The sequence below is a fragment of the Flavobacterium sp. H4147 genome (assembly GCF_029360735.1).
Taxonomy (GTDB): domain Bacteria; phylum Bacteroidota; class Bacteroidia; order Flavobacteriales; family Flavobacteriaceae; genus Flavobacterium; species Flavobacterium endoglycinae.
This window is the reverse complement of the sequence record NZ_JARKNB010000002.1, coordinates 77,814-91,698: the sequence shown is the minus strand read 5'-3', so window position 1 is coordinate 91,698 and position 13,885 is coordinate 77,814. Positions and strand designations below refer to the sequence as shown.

Genomic DNA, 13,885 nt, shown 5'->3' with positions numbered 1-13,885 from the left:
ATTTACCAGCCTATGACTTCAGAAACTTTACGTGCCAAATTAAAGGAGAATTTTGGGTTTGAAAAATTCAGACCTAATCAAGAAACTATTATTTCTTCAATTTTATCAGGAAAAGATACATTGGCAATCATGCCAACCGGAGGAGGAAAATCAGTTTGTTTTCAACTGCCTGCTCTTGTACTTCCTGGAATTACAATTGTCATTTCTCCATTGATTGCTTTAATGAAAGATCAGGTAGACAGTTTAAAAACAAATGGAATTTCTGCCTGTTACATCAATAGCAGTCAATCATCAGAAGAACAGCAGTATTACATTGATAATTTAAGATCAAATACGTTTAAATTGGTGTATGTCGCTCCCGAAAGTTTATCGTATCTCGATAATATTTTCAGCGAACTCACAATCAGTTTGATTGCTGTTGATGAAGCGCATTGTATTTCATCTTGGGGACATGATTTTAGACCTGCTTATACTAATTTAGGATATTTAAAAAACCGCTTCCCTTCTACTCCAGTGCTGGCTTTAACGGCTACAGCAGACAAAGCAACACGTTCAGATATTGCCAAACAGCTTAATCTAAAAAATCCTAAAATAGTAGTCGCTTCATTTGACCGTAAAAATCTAAGTCTTGAAGTTCGTCCTGCATTAGATCGCGTAAAACAAATTATAGATTTTATTGAGGAAAGACCAAACGAATCTGGTATCATTTATTGTTTAAGCAGAAAAACGACAGAAGAACTTGCAGAAAAACTCACTAAAAATGGGATTTCAGCAAAAGCATATCATGCTGGTCTTAACAACGAGACACGCGCCAAGACTCAGGATGAATTTATAAATGATGATTGTCAAGTTGTTTGTGCTACGATCGCTTTTGGAATGGGAATTGACAAATCAAACGTACGCTGGGTAATTCATTATAATCTTCCCAAAAATATTGAAGGTTATTACCAAGAAATTGGCCGTGCTGGACGTGACGGACTACCAGCAGAAACTGTTCTATTTGAAAGTTATGCAGATGTAATTCAGCTTCAGAAATTTGCTTCAGATGGATTGAATGCCGATGTGCAGCTGGCAAAACTCGAAAGAATGAAACAATACGCCGATGCTTTAAGCTGTAGAAGGAAAATTCTATTGTCTTATTTTGGCGAATTAGTAACTGAAAATTGCGGAAACTGCGATATTTGTAAAAATCCACCTGTATTTTTTGATGGGACGATTTTAGCACAAAAAGCGCTTTCAGCAATTGCTCGTTTAAAAGAGTCTGAACCTCTGCCCGTTATTGTTGATTTTTTAAGAGGTTCGAGAAACGCGTATATCTACGAAAAAAATTATCAAACGCTAAAAACGTACGGAATTGGCGCAGATATTTCATGGTACGACTGGAACCAATATCTAATTCAGTTGATAAATTTAGGATATTGCGAAATTGCTTTTCACCAACACAATAAAATTCTGCTTACGCCTTTTGCCAAAAAAGTTTTATTTGAGAATGAAAAAGTTAAACTAACTACGGTTGTTAAGAAAGTAATTGATAAGAACGAAATCAAACAAGAAAAAGCAAAAGCAGCTAAAAATTCTCTTTTTGAAACACTTCGAAAATTACGTTACGAAATTGCGCAGGAAGAAGAAGTTCCGGCTTATGTGATTTTTAGTGATGCTTCGTTAAGACAGATGGAAATATTAAGACCTATGACTGACGAAGATTTTCTTGCTGTTGAAGGTGTTGGTAAAGCCAAACTGGAAAAATATGGCTCAGAATTCATCAATGCTATTGTAGAATTTCACAGAAATAAATCAGTTGCCAAAAAAGAGAAAAAAGACAGTACATACAAAAAAACACTCGAATTATTTGAAAGTGGTATTTCAATCGAAGAAATTGCCGAAAGAAGAAGTTTAGGTCAAAGTACTATAGTTTCACATTTAGCCAAACTATATGTTGATGGGCACGATTTAGATTTGAGCCAGTTTGTTTCTGAAAATGAAATTAAAGAAATACAGAAAGCTCAGATTGAGCTTGAAAATCCAAATGCATTAAAACCGTATTTTGATTATTTTGAAGAAAAAATGTCTTACGATAAAATAAGGTTTGGACTGGCTTATATTGAGAGACAATATCAAATGACATAAAAATAAAATTACTTTAAGGTAATTTTACAGAATCAATAATAAAAAAATAGCTTTATTTAGCTCAACCAAATATATCAATGCTGAAACACTATTGTCAGACTAAGCAAAGTCGAAGCTAAGTTCTTAAAATTAAAAAGCTGTACTTTTTAAGGTACAGCTTTTTTTTATATGCATATTTTACAAATATCTTTCTTTAAAAATTTTCTGGTGATGCTTTTGATGTCCAATTATAACAAATCCTAAAGCACGGGCAGAAATGGGATTGCCAGATGCAGTTCCTATCCTTTTAAGTTGTTCTTCAGATAAACTTTTATAAAATAATAAATTTGAATGTCTTACGGCTGAAAGTTCAGTTAGTAAATCCTGAATGCTTCTACCATTAGAATTTGTATTATCTGCATAATCAGATTCTTCAAAACTAGGCAAAGGCGTTTTATCGTTTCTCGAAAAACGCAATGCACGATAGGCAAAAATACGCTCAGTATCAATCACATGCTGAATAATATCTTTGATTGTCCATTTCCCTTCCGCATAACGATAATCAAATTTATCCATGGGAATATCTTGAATAAATCGGATGAATTCATGAAGAGAAATCTCTAATTCTTCAAAAAGATTTCCATCTCCAGCTTCTTTGATGTAAGTACCAAAATGACCTGAATATTCATTTTCTAATAACTGACTTGCATTCATTTATTTAAAAATTAAGTTTAAAATTTGAGCTTAAGCTGAGTTTCTACTAGCATTCGTATTTCCAAACAATGATCTTGTTACGATTTTTTCGTATACTTTAATAAGTTCTTCGTTTGGTGAATTTTCTTTATTCAATTCGTTAATTCTTAAAAGAGCATATTGCTGTATGGTCAACAACGGCAATACGATACGTTCTCTTATCTGAATCGATGCTATACCATCAGGATAGTTCTCCATTAGAGTTTTATGTCCAGCGATTTTCAACAGTAAACGCTTTGTCTCTGAAAATTCATCGTAAATAATCTGCCAGAATTCACCAAATTCAGGATCTTTACTCATATAAGCGGTTAATGGTAAAAATGATTTTGCCAAAGACATCATACTGTTTTCCAATAACGTTTTAAAGAATAATGAATTATGGTATAAATCACTTACTTTATCCCATTGTCCGGTTTCCTCAAAATGTTTTAAAGCAGAACCTACTCCAAAGAAACCAGGTACATTTTGTTTTAACTGACTCCAAGAACCCACGAATGGAATTGCTCTTAGATCAGCAAAATCAAGTCCTTCAGATTTACTTCTTTTTGATGGACGGCTTCCAATATTGGTTTTAGAGTAATATTTCAACGTACTCATTTTTTCCAAATAAGGAATAAATTTCGGATGATTTTTGAAACTTAAATATTTATCATATCCTAAATTAGCCAATTGAGTCAAAATTTCCGTTTCTTCTGCAGTCAGCTCGTTTTTCTCTTTGCTGAAAACCTTATTGGTAACACCGGCACTCAATAAGTTTTCGATATTATAACGACAAGAATCTAACGTTCCGAAATTTGAACTAATCGTTTGTCCTTGAACAGTTATTTGAATTTCTTTATTTTCAATTTTTGGCCCTAAAGAAGCGTAGAATTTATGCGTTTTTCCGCCACCACGAGCAGGAGGTCCGCCGCGTCCGTCAAAGAAAATGGCTTTAATGCCGTATTTTCTTGAAATTTCCGTCAATGAAATTTTAGCCTGATAAATACTCCAATTGGCCATTAAATAACCACCATCTTTTGTTCCGTCAGAAAAACCAAGCATAATGGTCTGCTCATTTCCTCTTGACTGTAAATGTTTAGAATATTCAGGATTAGTGTATAGCTGCTCCATGATTTGATGAGCATTTTGCAAATCATCAACCGATTCAAAAAGCGGAATAATATCTACAGAAGGCGTATCCCAATTGTTCAGACGAATCATTGCAAAAGTTTCCATTACATTCAGCGCACTTTCGTTGTTACTGATGATGTAACGGTTTGCTCCTTCTTCCCCATTATTTTTTTGGATGGTTTTAATCGCTTGAACAGATTCTAAAGTCGATCTTGTAATTTCATTTTCAAAATCAGCAGGATTTAGATTTCCTTTTACTTTAGATAAAACAACAATTTTTTCATCTTCAGTTAAATCATAATAATTTTTCGGAAATACATCAGAACCTGAATTCAAATAATAATTCACTACATCTTTAAATACAACATTGTGTATTTTACTATTCTGACGAATATCTAATGTAGCAAAATGGAATCCGAATAAATTGATTTTTACCAAAAGAGCTTCCAGTTCATCTAAATATAATGACTGATGTTTCTCTATGATAATGTCTCTAATTTTATTTAACTGCGTCAATAATTCCTCCAAAGTGATGAAAATTTCACCTTTAGAATAGAAAACAGAACGGTAAAGTTTATGTTCAAGATCAGACACCAAAGTATCTACATCTGAGAAAGTTAACTTCCTTTTCAGATTTCTCATTTCAACATAATAACACTTTAAAATAGAAGTTCTTAAGCGATCTGCTACTTTAAGTGTAATATCAGTTGTAACGAAAGGATTTCCGTCACGGTCACCTCCCGGCCAGAATCCTAATTTGATTAATTGGTTCTGGATAGCATTTCCTTCCAGAATATTTTTTTGCAGATAATGTACAATTTCTCCAGCCGTAGCATAAAATACGTTTTCTAAGAACCAGATCAAACTTACGGCTTCATCGTAAGGATTTGGTTTTTCTTTCTGAATGAAAGGTGTTTTTCCTAATTGCGCCAGTAATTGCTTAATCTGTAATAAATCGTTTTGGCGAATAGCTTCTGTCAAATCATTAATGATTCCCAATACTGGACCAGGGTAAAACTGAGTTGGGTGCGCTGTTAAGACTGTACGAACATTGAAGTTTTCAAGAAAATCAACCAATTCATCGTCTTTTTCTTTGGCATCTGATTTTTCTTTAATGTCACGCAAAGATCCGCGTCCTTCCATATTGTTTACTTCTGGAAAGGCAGCATCTTCAATCGCATCAAATAATACAATTTGACGTTCGATATATTGAATAAATCGAAACATTAAATCGATCTTTTCAGTTTCTGAAGCATTGTTAAGGAACTTATTAGAGAAAAAATCAAAAATTTCCTTTGGTGTTTCTTGTTTTTTAAATCCTGTTTCGCAAGTTTCTGTAAATAAAGGCAGTAAAACTCCTGTATTATCTATAGAATCGAAAGGTAAGGTAATAAACACACTATTGTAAATGTGATATTTAGAGAGAACGTCTCGATTAAAACGCTCAATTTTGGGCAGCGTGTACATAAATTCGTATTATAGTTGTGTGGTTGGTTAATTAGTCATAAAAAAAACCCCAAGAAAAACTTGAGGTTATATTTTAATATAGCATTCAAGAGGAGTTTTTACATATTTTTGAAAATAGTATGCATCAAACGCTTCTTATCGTTAATACTTTCCTCTAATGAGATCATAGTTTCTGTTCTGTAAACACCATCGATATCATCAATCATGAAAATAACTTCTTTTGCGTGCTTAGTATCTTTTGCTCTAATTTTGCAAAAAATATTGAATTTACCTGTAGTAACCGACGCAACTGTTACGAACGGAATTTGATTGATTCGCTCTAATACAAATTTAGTTTGAGATGTATTATTAAGAAAAACCCCAACATATGCAATAAATGAATATCCTAATTTATCGTAGTCTAAGGCTAATGAAGATCCCATTATTATACCGGCATCCTCCATCTTTTTTACTCTAACGTGTACTGTACCAGCAGAAATCAATAATTTTTTTGCAATGTCAGTAAACGGAACTCTCGTATTGTCTATTAACATGTCTAAAATCTGGTGATCTACTTCATCTAAACGAAATTTACTCATAATTCTTTAATTAATATTACTAATTGCTATTACAAAGTATAAAAATATATATAAAAAACAACAAATTCACACAAAAATTAACTTTTTATCAAGCCGTTAACAAATTTAATATTTTTATTTAAATAAAAATCTGCTTTTTGGTTCAATTTCGGAATATTAGAATAATCATCAGAATAAACAGCTCCCTGCCCGTCATATTCGTAATGACCAAAATAATTTTCCAATTCACCTGCTTCTACTATATAAGCATTAAAATGAATCTTATTTTCAATCAATTCTTCTTTGTATTGAGCGACAAAATTCGTAATAATTTCGATACCATCATAATTTATTTTGATATTTTTATACATAAAATCATAAAAAACCACTTTATTTTGTGAAATATTCAAATAATCAAAAATTCTATTGACAACTAAATCGTTTTCGTTTATCAGTTTAAAGCTTGAAATTAGTGAGAAAAATATGTATTTTCTTGTAATTTCCCTCTCGTAGTCGTTTGGATAATGACCGGCTTCAAATAAGATAGTAGGAACTCCCAAAAACTGAAAAGTATCTCCTATACAGTTTATATTAAATGAATCATCAAATCGCCCCACTTGTCCTGGAATAAATTCCTGCAGTACATCGTTGATTCCTGCAATTAAATTGATTGCTTTCTGGCGGTTTTCATTTACTTCCCTTTCTTCATTATAAGATGGTGCCAAAAAAGAAACAGTAGCCGGTTTTCCTGTATCACCAGCGCCAAAAATAGTACGCTGATCGTGCAGGTTGAAACAAAAATCAGGTTTAAAAGTTTCGAAAACTTCTCTTAAGACTTTACTTTCAGGTTGTGTTAGGTTTTGAGAATCACGGTTTAGGTCTACTTTATTAGCATTTTCACGTGTATAAAGCCTAGCACCATCTGGATTCAGTATTGGAATGCAATAAAAAGTAAATGCAGCAAGCATTTTTTCTGCAAAATGGGATTTATTATTTAGAACATTAATAAAATCAAAAAGTGCTTTGGTAGTGGTACTTTCATTTCCATGCATTTGCGACCATAAATAGATACGAGTTTTTCCGGTACCAATTTGATAACTATATATAGGTTCGCCTAAAACAGATTTACCAATAATACTAACTTGGTTGTCTGTATTTAATTTATCTAATAAAGGCTGAATGTGGTCTAAAGTTAAGTAACGTCCTTCGATGGACTGCTCTTTGTTTTGGCTGAATAATTCTTCTAAATTCATTGTGTTTTGATTAGTTTACAAAAGTAAACATCTTTATTTTTACAATTGTAAACATTTAAAAATGGAAGAAATTTAGAAATGTAAACACTCTTTAAGACTCATTTTAAGTTTTTAAAAGAAACCCAATTAACAATTGTTATTACTTTAAGTACTAAAAATTAAATATTTCTATTTCAAATAGTTACAACTATTTAATTAAAGTAATTATTAGGTAGTTCATACAAGTTTTCATCGATTTACAACTGTAAAATTGCATTATCGAATCTTTTTAGTTACATTTGTAAACAAGTTAAATGTGTAATATAATTTACAATGGTAAACATCGAAGATTTTGTAAAAAGACTGGAAATTATACTCGATTATTATGGACTAAATGCTTCTTCTTTTGCTGATAAAATTGGCGTGCAAAGATCAAGTATGTCTCACCTGCTCTCTGGAAGAAATAAACCAAGTCTTGATTTTGTTATGAAAATAATGGAGGTTTTTCCGGATGTTGATTTGTACTGGATTCTAAATGGAAAAGGGAATTTTCCTAAAACAGATGACATTAAAGAAACTGAAAAAGTTGTCTCTCCTATTTCTTCAAATGAAAATTTTGGAGACACCAATTTATTTTCTCAATTGGATTATGAAATTGAAAAGCCAGTTATTAAAAAAACAGAAGAATTAAAAAGAACCAATATTAGTTTTGAAGAAGACGAAATAGAGAAAATTGTAATTTTCTACAAAAACGGAACTTTTAAGGCATATGTACCATAAACTCAAAATTTCGCGTATTTGAAAATTTTTAAAAATTATTTTGGTTTAAGCGATTCTCACGGATTTGAAAAAATATCGAAAAATTAAACCACTAACCCATTCGCAGGTATTTTTCCTAAAACTCCTTTATAATGTTGTTTTAAAATTTCCCAATCGGCATTATAATTTCCTGTTGGATAAAATGGCTTTCCTAAGTTTACTTCTTTTTTGCCCCAATCAAAAGCAACTGGAACAATAGGAACATTCGCTTTAAGTGCGATATAATAAAAACCGGTTTTAATTTCTGTCACACCTTTTCTAGTGCCTTCGGGAGCAACAGCCAGTCTAAAAACTTCTTTTCGATCAAAAATCGCCGCTATAGAATCGACTTTATTTAATCCGCCGGTACGATCAAGCGGTTCACCGCCTACATTTCTAAAATAATATCCAAAAGGAAAACGAAACAATTCCTTCTTTCCTACCCAGTTCATCTGCAATCCGGAGATGCCTCGAGTAAAAAGTCCAATATAAAAATCATGGTTGCTGGTATGCGGCATTACCATTAGGATACATTTTTTTACTTCAGCATTTTCCAATCCCACTATTTTCCAGCCCATTAGCTTATAAAAGATGAACTTGTATAATTGTTTCTTCATTAAAAATTAGAATTTGATGCAAAATAAACCATTTAAAATGGTATTTTTGAGTAAAAGCATTACAAAAATGATTCAGAAACTGTTAAGTTATCTTATACCTATAAAAATATTCAAAAAGAAATCAGCAAGAAGCAAAGTTATCGAAGTTACATGGACAAATGGTGAATTAGTTTTAGATACTGAAAATACAAATTACTCATACGGAAGCTTACAACGCATATTACGATACGGACTCAGAAATATTGGTTACGATAAAATTCTAGAGATGGAACATATTCTGCTTTTGGGAGTTGCCGGCGGCAGTGTTGTCAAGACTTTGATCGATGAGATACACTATAAAGGTAAAATTACCGGAGTTGAAATAGATCCCGATATGATTCAGGTTGCCAATGAATATTTTAACTTAAACCAGATTGAACAGCTTGAAATTGTTATTGATGATGCTTTTGAATTTGTTTTAAAAACAAAGGATAAATATGATTTAATTATTATTGATATTTTTGAAGATATCAATATGCCGAATTTCTTGTTCGAGAATTTTTTTAGCGATCGTGTTTGCTTTCATTTAAAATCTGGCGGTTTTGTGTTGTTTAATACCATGATTTTGGATGAAGCGCACAATATTAGAAACCGAAAATACATATCCGAAATAAATCCTAAATTGTATACTTCAAAAATGCTTCCGCGAATTGAAGTACACAATGAATTAATAATTATTGAAAAAGTTGCTTAAACCTTACATTTTATGAAATCCCTTGTTTCTATTTTAAAAGCCTTACCACCTTCCCAAATTATTGACACTTCAATTGATCTTTCAAAATATATTCCGCTTGATTTATCTATTACCAATCACGAATTGGTAGAAAGCAAACCAGAAACTTCTGCAGAATTTGAGCGTTTTATTTTTAATTATATGGAAGTCAATAATGCTGAAGTAGCGTACGGCGGTTATATAGAAGGAAGAAATTTATATAAGAGAAGCACAATTTTCAAGAATGATTCGGTTCCAGAAAGAAATATTCATATTGGACTTGATTTATGGGCAAAAGAAGGAACTGCCGTTTTAAGTCCGCTTGACGGAAAAGTACACAGCTTTCAAAATAATGCCGGATTTGGCGATTACGGTCCGACCATAATTTTGGAACATGAAATTGAAAATGAAACTTTTTATACTTTATACGGACATTTATCGTTAGAAAGTATAGAAAACTTAACTGTTGGGACTACATTTAAAAAAGGCGAAAAAATTGCGTCTTTAGGAAATTCAGCCGTTAATGGAGATTACGCACCTCATGTCCATTTCCAAATCATAAAGAATTTACAGGATAAATGGGGTGATTACCCAGGTGTCTGCAATACAAACGATCTGAATTTTTATATAGAAAATTGTCCCAACCCTAACTTATTATTAAAAATAACTTAAATGATTATGAAGAAAGCGGGATTGATTATATGTTTGCTATTATTAATTGGATGTAAATCAAAAAACATCAGCAGAGATACAGATGATTTAAAAATTAAAAAAGTTTCCAATTCAGAAATTAATTCAGAGCAACAGCGAAAAGCCTACGAATTAGGAAAAAGAGTTTTAGAAACCTGTAATACCTCTAAATTTAAACCTTTTAATGAAACCGAAGTGACTCAGTCTGTTAGAGAAAATACAACTGAAGAAAGATTGACTAAAACCTGTACTAGATTTAGACAATACTACGGAAGTTTTATAGATTTAAAATTAGACGGCGTTTACAAAACCAAACAAGAAGTCATTTACCGTTACCATGCTTTGTATACTAAAAAAGTAGCCAACAAAGAATTGAGAGTATTTGTAAATGAAGACAATTTAATATCTGCCATTAAATCAATGGACTGGGACGAAAAATTTGATTCAAAAATAACCGAACAATAAAATACTATGAATATAAAAATGCTTCTTTTAGTTTTGTTTATTTCTTTTTTTGCTAATGCTCAAGAAAAAATGAACGTTAAAGGTCAGTCATTCTCTGCCACACAGCCTTACACTTTCGTCTGCGAAAAATATGCGTATACTGGTGAAGCCGAGATCCAGATTGCCAAAACTGATAAGGGAGGTATTTTAAAAATAACTGTTGCCACTGCAAATGATCAAGTAAAAATTTTAGGTGGACTTTATGTAGACTTAGCCAACGCAGACGTAATTGCCTGCGTTGACAAAAATGTAAAAGAAAGTGGCGATGGCAAAACTTCAGCTTTTTACTATTTTACACCTGCTGAATTTGCTAAACTTAAAAAAACAGATATTTATGCTGTTCGTTTTATTCTAAAAGGAGGTTCGGATACTTTCAGCAGTCAGACGGGTTATTTTACAGCGCACAACAAAAAGAACTATTTTTCAACGGTTTACGACCAGTCCAAAAAGAGTTTCGATACTGCTAAAGAAATTAGTGTTTTATAAATTAGTTAGTATATATTTAGTAAAATGAATACTAGACTTACAACTCCTTTTGGTAAAATTAATTTATATACAAATGGAATTGCTTTAAATTATTCTATCGAAAAGCTGGAGAACGAAGTTTTAGGTTTAAAAAATAAACCCATTTTTATTGTTGATGATAGATATAGAATAACAGTCTATATTGATGGTTCTCAAATTCCAATTTCTATTGAATGTAAATTCGCTGACTCCACAATATTTAGCGAAAGCACAGTAGAATCTGGCGAAAGACTTGCACTTAAAAGTTGGTATAAAGATAATTTAAAAATTAGCATTGGTACTGAGGATGAAATAAAGGGGCTTTATGTAAAATATTTAAATACGGGATTACAAGTTGATATTACAGACAAAGAACTATTAGATAATATTGTTTTTGGAATTGCATGGCTTAAATTAAAAGATTTAAAAAAAGAAGATTCATATACTTGGTTTGCTGCTGATCCAAGCATCTCTTAAATTGAGGACAAAAAATAGAATGAATTATAAATAATTAGTTTTAATGAATAGACTTTTTCATAAAATAAAACTTATATTTATAGCCTAATTACAAATTTACCATGAATCCTAACGAAGCTTTAATTACAAAGTTCTATACCGCCTTTGCTAATTCTGATGCCAAAACGATGGCAGAATGTTATCACCCAAAAATTCATTTTATCGATCCGGCATTTGGCCTTTTAAAAGAAGAACAAGTGAGCAAGATGTGGGAAATGCTTTTATTAAAGAGTAAAGGAAACATTAAAATTGAATTCTTTGATGTAAAAGCAGATGATTTTACAGGTTCTGCAAAGTGGGTGGCGACTTATAATTTTAGTAAAACCAATCGAAAAGTAATTAATAAAATCGGAGCCGAATTTGTATTTCAAGATGGCTTAATTATCAAACATACAGATAGCTTTGATGTGTGGAAATGGTCAAAACAAGCCTTTGGACCAATGGGATATTTACTGGGATGGACAGGATTTTTCCACAAAAAAATTCAAGAACAGGCATTACTTTCCCTTAAAAAATACCAAGAAGCAAAATAGATTTTTTCCAATAAAAAATAAACCCGACAAGATTTATATTTCTGTCGGGTTTTATTTTATTCTGACTTTCCTATGCGGTTTCAAGTTTAAGATTTAAACCAGCTTTCTACCAATTCATCTTCAAACGAACTTGCGTTTTTATGAATAAACTCGTTTGTATTTTTATTATAAGAATAATCCAAAGCCCAAGTTTGGTGATTTTCAGCTAATTCTTTAATGCTATTGCAGACATAAGCAATCTCTTCGTCTGTGGTTGTTGGATGAATCGACATTCTAATCCATCCTGGTTTTTTAATCAAATCACCAATTGTAATTTCGTTCACCAGTTTGTTAGACGTTTCCTGATCAACATGAAGCAAGTAATGTCCGTATGTTCCCGCACAGCTGCATCCGCCTCTAGTTTGAATTCCGAAACGATCGTTTAAAATTTTAACTCCTAAATTAAAATGAAGATCATCAATAAAAAAAGAAACTACTCCTAACCTGTCTTTATGCTGTCCGGCTAAGATTTTAATATTTTCAACTGGCTCTAACTGACTAAATACATAATCTACAATTTCGTGCTCGCGCTGTAAAATGTTTTCAATTCCCATTTCTTCTTTCAGTTCAATTGCCAAAGCCGTTTTTATTACCTGAAGAAATCCTGGAGTTCCACCATCTTCGCGATCTTCGATATTATCGATATATTTATGTTCTCCCCAAGGATTCGTCCAGCTTACAGTTCCACCGCCTGGACAATCAGGAATCATATTATTGTATAATTTTTTATTGAAAATTAAAACACCAGATGTTCCAGGGCCTCCAAGAAATTTATGAGGAGAAAAGAAAATTGCATCTAAATACGCTTCAGGATCAGCAGGATGCATATCAATTTCAACATAAGGACCAGAGCAGGCGAAATCTACAAAACAAACTCCGTTATATTGATGCATTAATTTTGCTGCTTCATGAAATGGTGTTTTTATCCCCGTTACATTCGAGCATGAAGTAATTGAAGCAATTTTAATCGTTCTGTCACTGTATTTTTCTAATAAATCTTTTAGATTATCTAAGCAGAAAAGTCCTTTTTCGCATGACGGAATAATTTCAACATCGGCAATAGTTTCCAGCCATGAAGTCTGATTTGAGTGATGCTCCATGTGAGAAATGAAAACAATTGGCCTTTTTTCTGCTGGAACAGTAATAAAATCTTTTAAATTCTCAGGTATTTTTAAACCTAAAATACGTTGGAATTTATTGACCACACCTGTCATTCCCGTTCCATCAGTAATTAAAACATCATCATGACTAGCATTGGTATGACGTTTAATAATATGTCTGGCATGATGATACGCTTTTGTCATGGCAGTACCTGACACCGTAGTTTCGGTGTGCGTATTGGCTACAAAAGGCCCAAATTGATTCAAAAGCTTCTCTTCTATTGGTCTGTAAAGCCTTCCGCTGGCAGTCCAATCCGTGTAAATAATCTTTTTTTTGCCAAATGGCGAAGTAAAATCTTGATTTATGCCAACAATATTTTGTCTGAAATCCTGAAAATAAGTTTCAAGACTGATGGTACTATTTTTGCTATTCATTAGTGTGCCTATGTTTGACTGCAAATATAATTGCTTTTTTGCAATATTGAGAATTTATCAATTATAAACTTCAAATCATAAATAAACTTTTAGTATCTTTAGTTAAAAGGTCTTTTTTTGGATAAATTATCATAATATCCTATCAAATTAATAGGTAATAAAAATTAAACAAT

General features: G+C 32.0%; 14 protein-coding genes. 8 read left to right on the top strand and 6 right to left on the bottom strand.

The features are described from left to right. The first annotated feature begins 12 nt into the window (after window positions 1-12). The gene (recQ, locus tag P2W75_RS08225; protein WP_276379983.1) at window positions 13-2,127 is read left to right on the top strand and encodes a DNA helicase RecQ; all 2,115 of its coding nucleotides are present in this window, start codon (window positions 13-15) and stop codon (window positions 2,125-2,127) included. A gap of 177 nt (window positions 2,128-2,304) precedes the next feature. On the opposite strand, the gene P2W75_RS08220 is transcribed toward recQ, so the two are convergent. The 4 genes from P2W75_RS08220 to P2W75_RS08205 all read right to left on the bottom strand — a co-directional run bounded on the left by P2W75_RS08220 (window position 2,305) and on the right by P2W75_RS08205 (window position 7,246). Beyond that, window positions 2,305-2,820, bottom strand: coding sequence for a DinB family protein (locus P2W75_RS08220; RefSeq protein ID WP_276379982.1), 516 nt, complete (start codon window positions 2,818-2,820; stop codon window positions 2,305-2,307). A gap of 30 nt (window positions 2,821-2,850) precedes the next feature. Beyond that, window positions 2,851-5,436 carry a phosphoenolpyruvate carboxylase gene (locus P2W75_RS08215; RefSeq protein ID WP_207296236.1) on the bottom strand — a complete coding sequence of 862 codons (2,586 nt, stop codon included), beginning with the start codon at window positions 5,434-5,436 and terminating at the stop codon, window positions 2,851-2,853. A gap of 98 nt (window positions 5,437-5,534) precedes the next feature. Continuing rightward, window positions 5,535-6,014 (bottom strand): Lrp/AsnC family transcriptional regulator, encoded by a 480-nt coding sequence (locus tag P2W75_RS08210; RefSeq protein WP_008468989.1) that lies wholly within the window; start codon window positions 6,012-6,014, stop codon window positions 5,535-5,537. Window positions 6,015-6,091: 77 nt separating this feature from the next. Beyond that, window positions 6,092-7,246, bottom strand: coding sequence for a M14 metallopeptidase family protein (locus P2W75_RS08205; RefSeq protein ID WP_276379977.1), 1,155 nt, complete (start codon window positions 7,244-7,246; stop codon window positions 6,092-6,094). Between the two features lie 312 nt (window positions 7,247-7,558). Here P2W75_RS08205 and P2W75_RS08200 point away from each other — a divergent pair, with 312 nt between their 5' ends. Further along, on the top strand, window positions 7,559-8,005 hold the full coding sequence (locus P2W75_RS08200; RefSeq protein ID WP_276379976.1) for a helix-turn-helix transcriptional regulator: 447 nt from the start codon (window positions 7,559-7,561) through the stop codon (window positions 8,003-8,005). An 83-nt stretch (window positions 8,006-8,088) separates the two neighbouring features. On the opposite strand, the gene P2W75_RS08195 is transcribed toward P2W75_RS08200, so the two are convergent. Then, window positions 8,089-8,640, bottom strand: a complete 552-nt coding sequence (locus P2W75_RS08195; RefSeq protein ID WP_207296233.1) for a 1-acyl-sn-glycerol-3-phosphate acyltransferase — start codon at window positions 8,638-8,640, stop codon at window positions 8,089-8,091. 67 nt (window positions 8,641-8,707) lie between these two features. Between P2W75_RS08195 and P2W75_RS08190 the strand changes: the two genes are divergently transcribed. The 6 genes from P2W75_RS08190 to P2W75_RS08165 all read left to right on the top strand — a co-directional run bounded on the left by P2W75_RS08190 (window position 8,708) and on the right by P2W75_RS08165 (window position 12,138). Further along, entirely contained in the window at window positions 8,708-9,373 is a 666-nt protein-coding gene (locus P2W75_RS08190; protein ID WP_207296232.1) for a spermidine synthase, read from the top strand. A gap of 12 nt (window positions 9,374-9,385) precedes the next feature. After that, a complete protein-coding gene (locus tag P2W75_RS08185) occupies window positions 9,386-10,063 on the top strand; it encodes a peptidoglycan DD-metalloendopeptidase family protein (protein ID WP_207296231.1) in 678 nt (225 codons plus the stop codon). A 6-nt stretch (window positions 10,064-10,069) separates the two neighbouring features. Beyond that, window positions 10,070-10,546 (top strand): hypothetical protein, encoded by a 477-nt coding sequence (locus P2W75_RS08180; protein ID WP_207298751.1) that lies wholly within the window; start codon window positions 10,070-10,072, stop codon window positions 10,544-10,546. Window positions 10,547-10,552: 6 nt separating this feature from the next. Then, window positions 10,553-11,071 (top strand): hypothetical protein, encoded by a 519-nt coding sequence (locus P2W75_RS08175; RefSeq protein ID WP_276379975.1) that lies wholly within the window; start codon window positions 10,553-10,555, stop codon window positions 11,069-11,071. 24 nt (window positions 11,072-11,095) lie between these two features. Next, a complete protein-coding gene (locus P2W75_RS08170; protein WP_276379974.1) occupies window positions 11,096-11,566 on the top strand; it encodes a hypothetical protein in 471 nt (156 codons plus the stop codon). 101 nt (window positions 11,567-11,667) lie between these two features. Then, window positions 11,668-12,138: a nuclear transport factor 2 family protein gene (locus P2W75_RS08165; protein WP_207296228.1), complete on the top strand. Its 471-nt coding sequence runs from the start codon at window positions 11,668-11,670 to the stop codon at window positions 12,136-12,138. An 86-nt stretch (window positions 12,139-12,224) separates the two neighbouring features. Here the strand turns inward: P2W75_RS08165 and P2W75_RS08160 are convergent, their stop codons facing one another. Continuing rightward, window positions 12,225-13,712 carry an aminotransferase class V-fold PLP-dependent enzyme gene (locus P2W75_RS08160; RefSeq protein WP_276379973.1) on the bottom strand — a complete coding sequence of 496 codons (1,488 nt, stop codon included), beginning with the start codon at window positions 13,710-13,712 and terminating at the stop codon, window positions 12,225-12,227. Between the last annotated feature and the right edge of the window lie 173 nt (window positions 13,713-13,885).

Coding starts and splice junctions, on each gene's coding strand:
- recQ (WP_276379983.1), top strand. CDS start 13: ATGACTTCAGAAACTTTACGTGCCAAATTAAAGGAGAATTTTGGGTTT.
- P2W75_RS08220 (WP_276379982.1), bottom strand. CDS start 2,820: ATGAATGCAAGTCAGTTATTAGAAAATGAATATTCAGGTCATTTTGGT.
- P2W75_RS08215 (WP_207296236.1), bottom strand. CDS start 5,436: ATGTACACGCTGCCCAAAATTGAGCGTTTTAATCGAGACGTTCTCTCT.
- P2W75_RS08210 (WP_008468989.1), bottom strand. CDS start 6,014: ATGAGTAAATTTCGTTTAGATGAAGTAGATCACCAGATTTTAGACATG.
- P2W75_RS08205 (WP_276379977.1), bottom strand. CDS start 7,246: ATGAATTTAGAAGAATTATTCAGCCAAAACAAAGAGCAGTCCATCGAA.
- P2W75_RS08200 (WP_276379976.1), top strand. CDS start 7,559: ATGGTAAACATCGAAGATTTTGTAAAAAGACTGGAAATTATACTCGAT.
- P2W75_RS08195 (WP_207296233.1), bottom strand. CDS start 8,640: ATGAAGAAACAATTATACAAGTTCATCTTTTATAAGCTAATGGGCTGG.
- P2W75_RS08190 (WP_207296232.1), top strand. CDS start 8,708: ATGATTCAGAAACTGTTAAGTTATCTTATACCTATAAAAATATTCAAA.
- P2W75_RS08185 (WP_207296231.1), top strand. CDS start 9,386: ATGAAATCCCTTGTTTCTATTTTAAAAGCCTTACCACCTTCCCAAATT.
- P2W75_RS08180 (WP_207298751.1), top strand. CDS start 10,070: ATGAAGAAAGCGGGATTGATTATATGTTTGCTATTATTAATTGGATGT.
- P2W75_RS08175 (WP_276379975.1), top strand. CDS start 10,553: ATGAATATAAAAATGCTTCTTTTAGTTTTGTTTATTTCTTTTTTTGCT.
- P2W75_RS08170 (WP_276379974.1), top strand. CDS start 11,096: ATGAATACTAGACTTACAACTCCTTTTGGTAAAATTAATTTATATACA.
- P2W75_RS08165 (WP_207296228.1), top strand. CDS start 11,668: ATGAATCCTAACGAAGCTTTAATTACAAAGTTCTATACCGCCTTTGCT.
- P2W75_RS08160 (WP_276379973.1), bottom strand. CDS start 13,712: ATGAATAGCAAAAATAGTACCATCAGTCTTGAAACTTATTTTCAGGAT.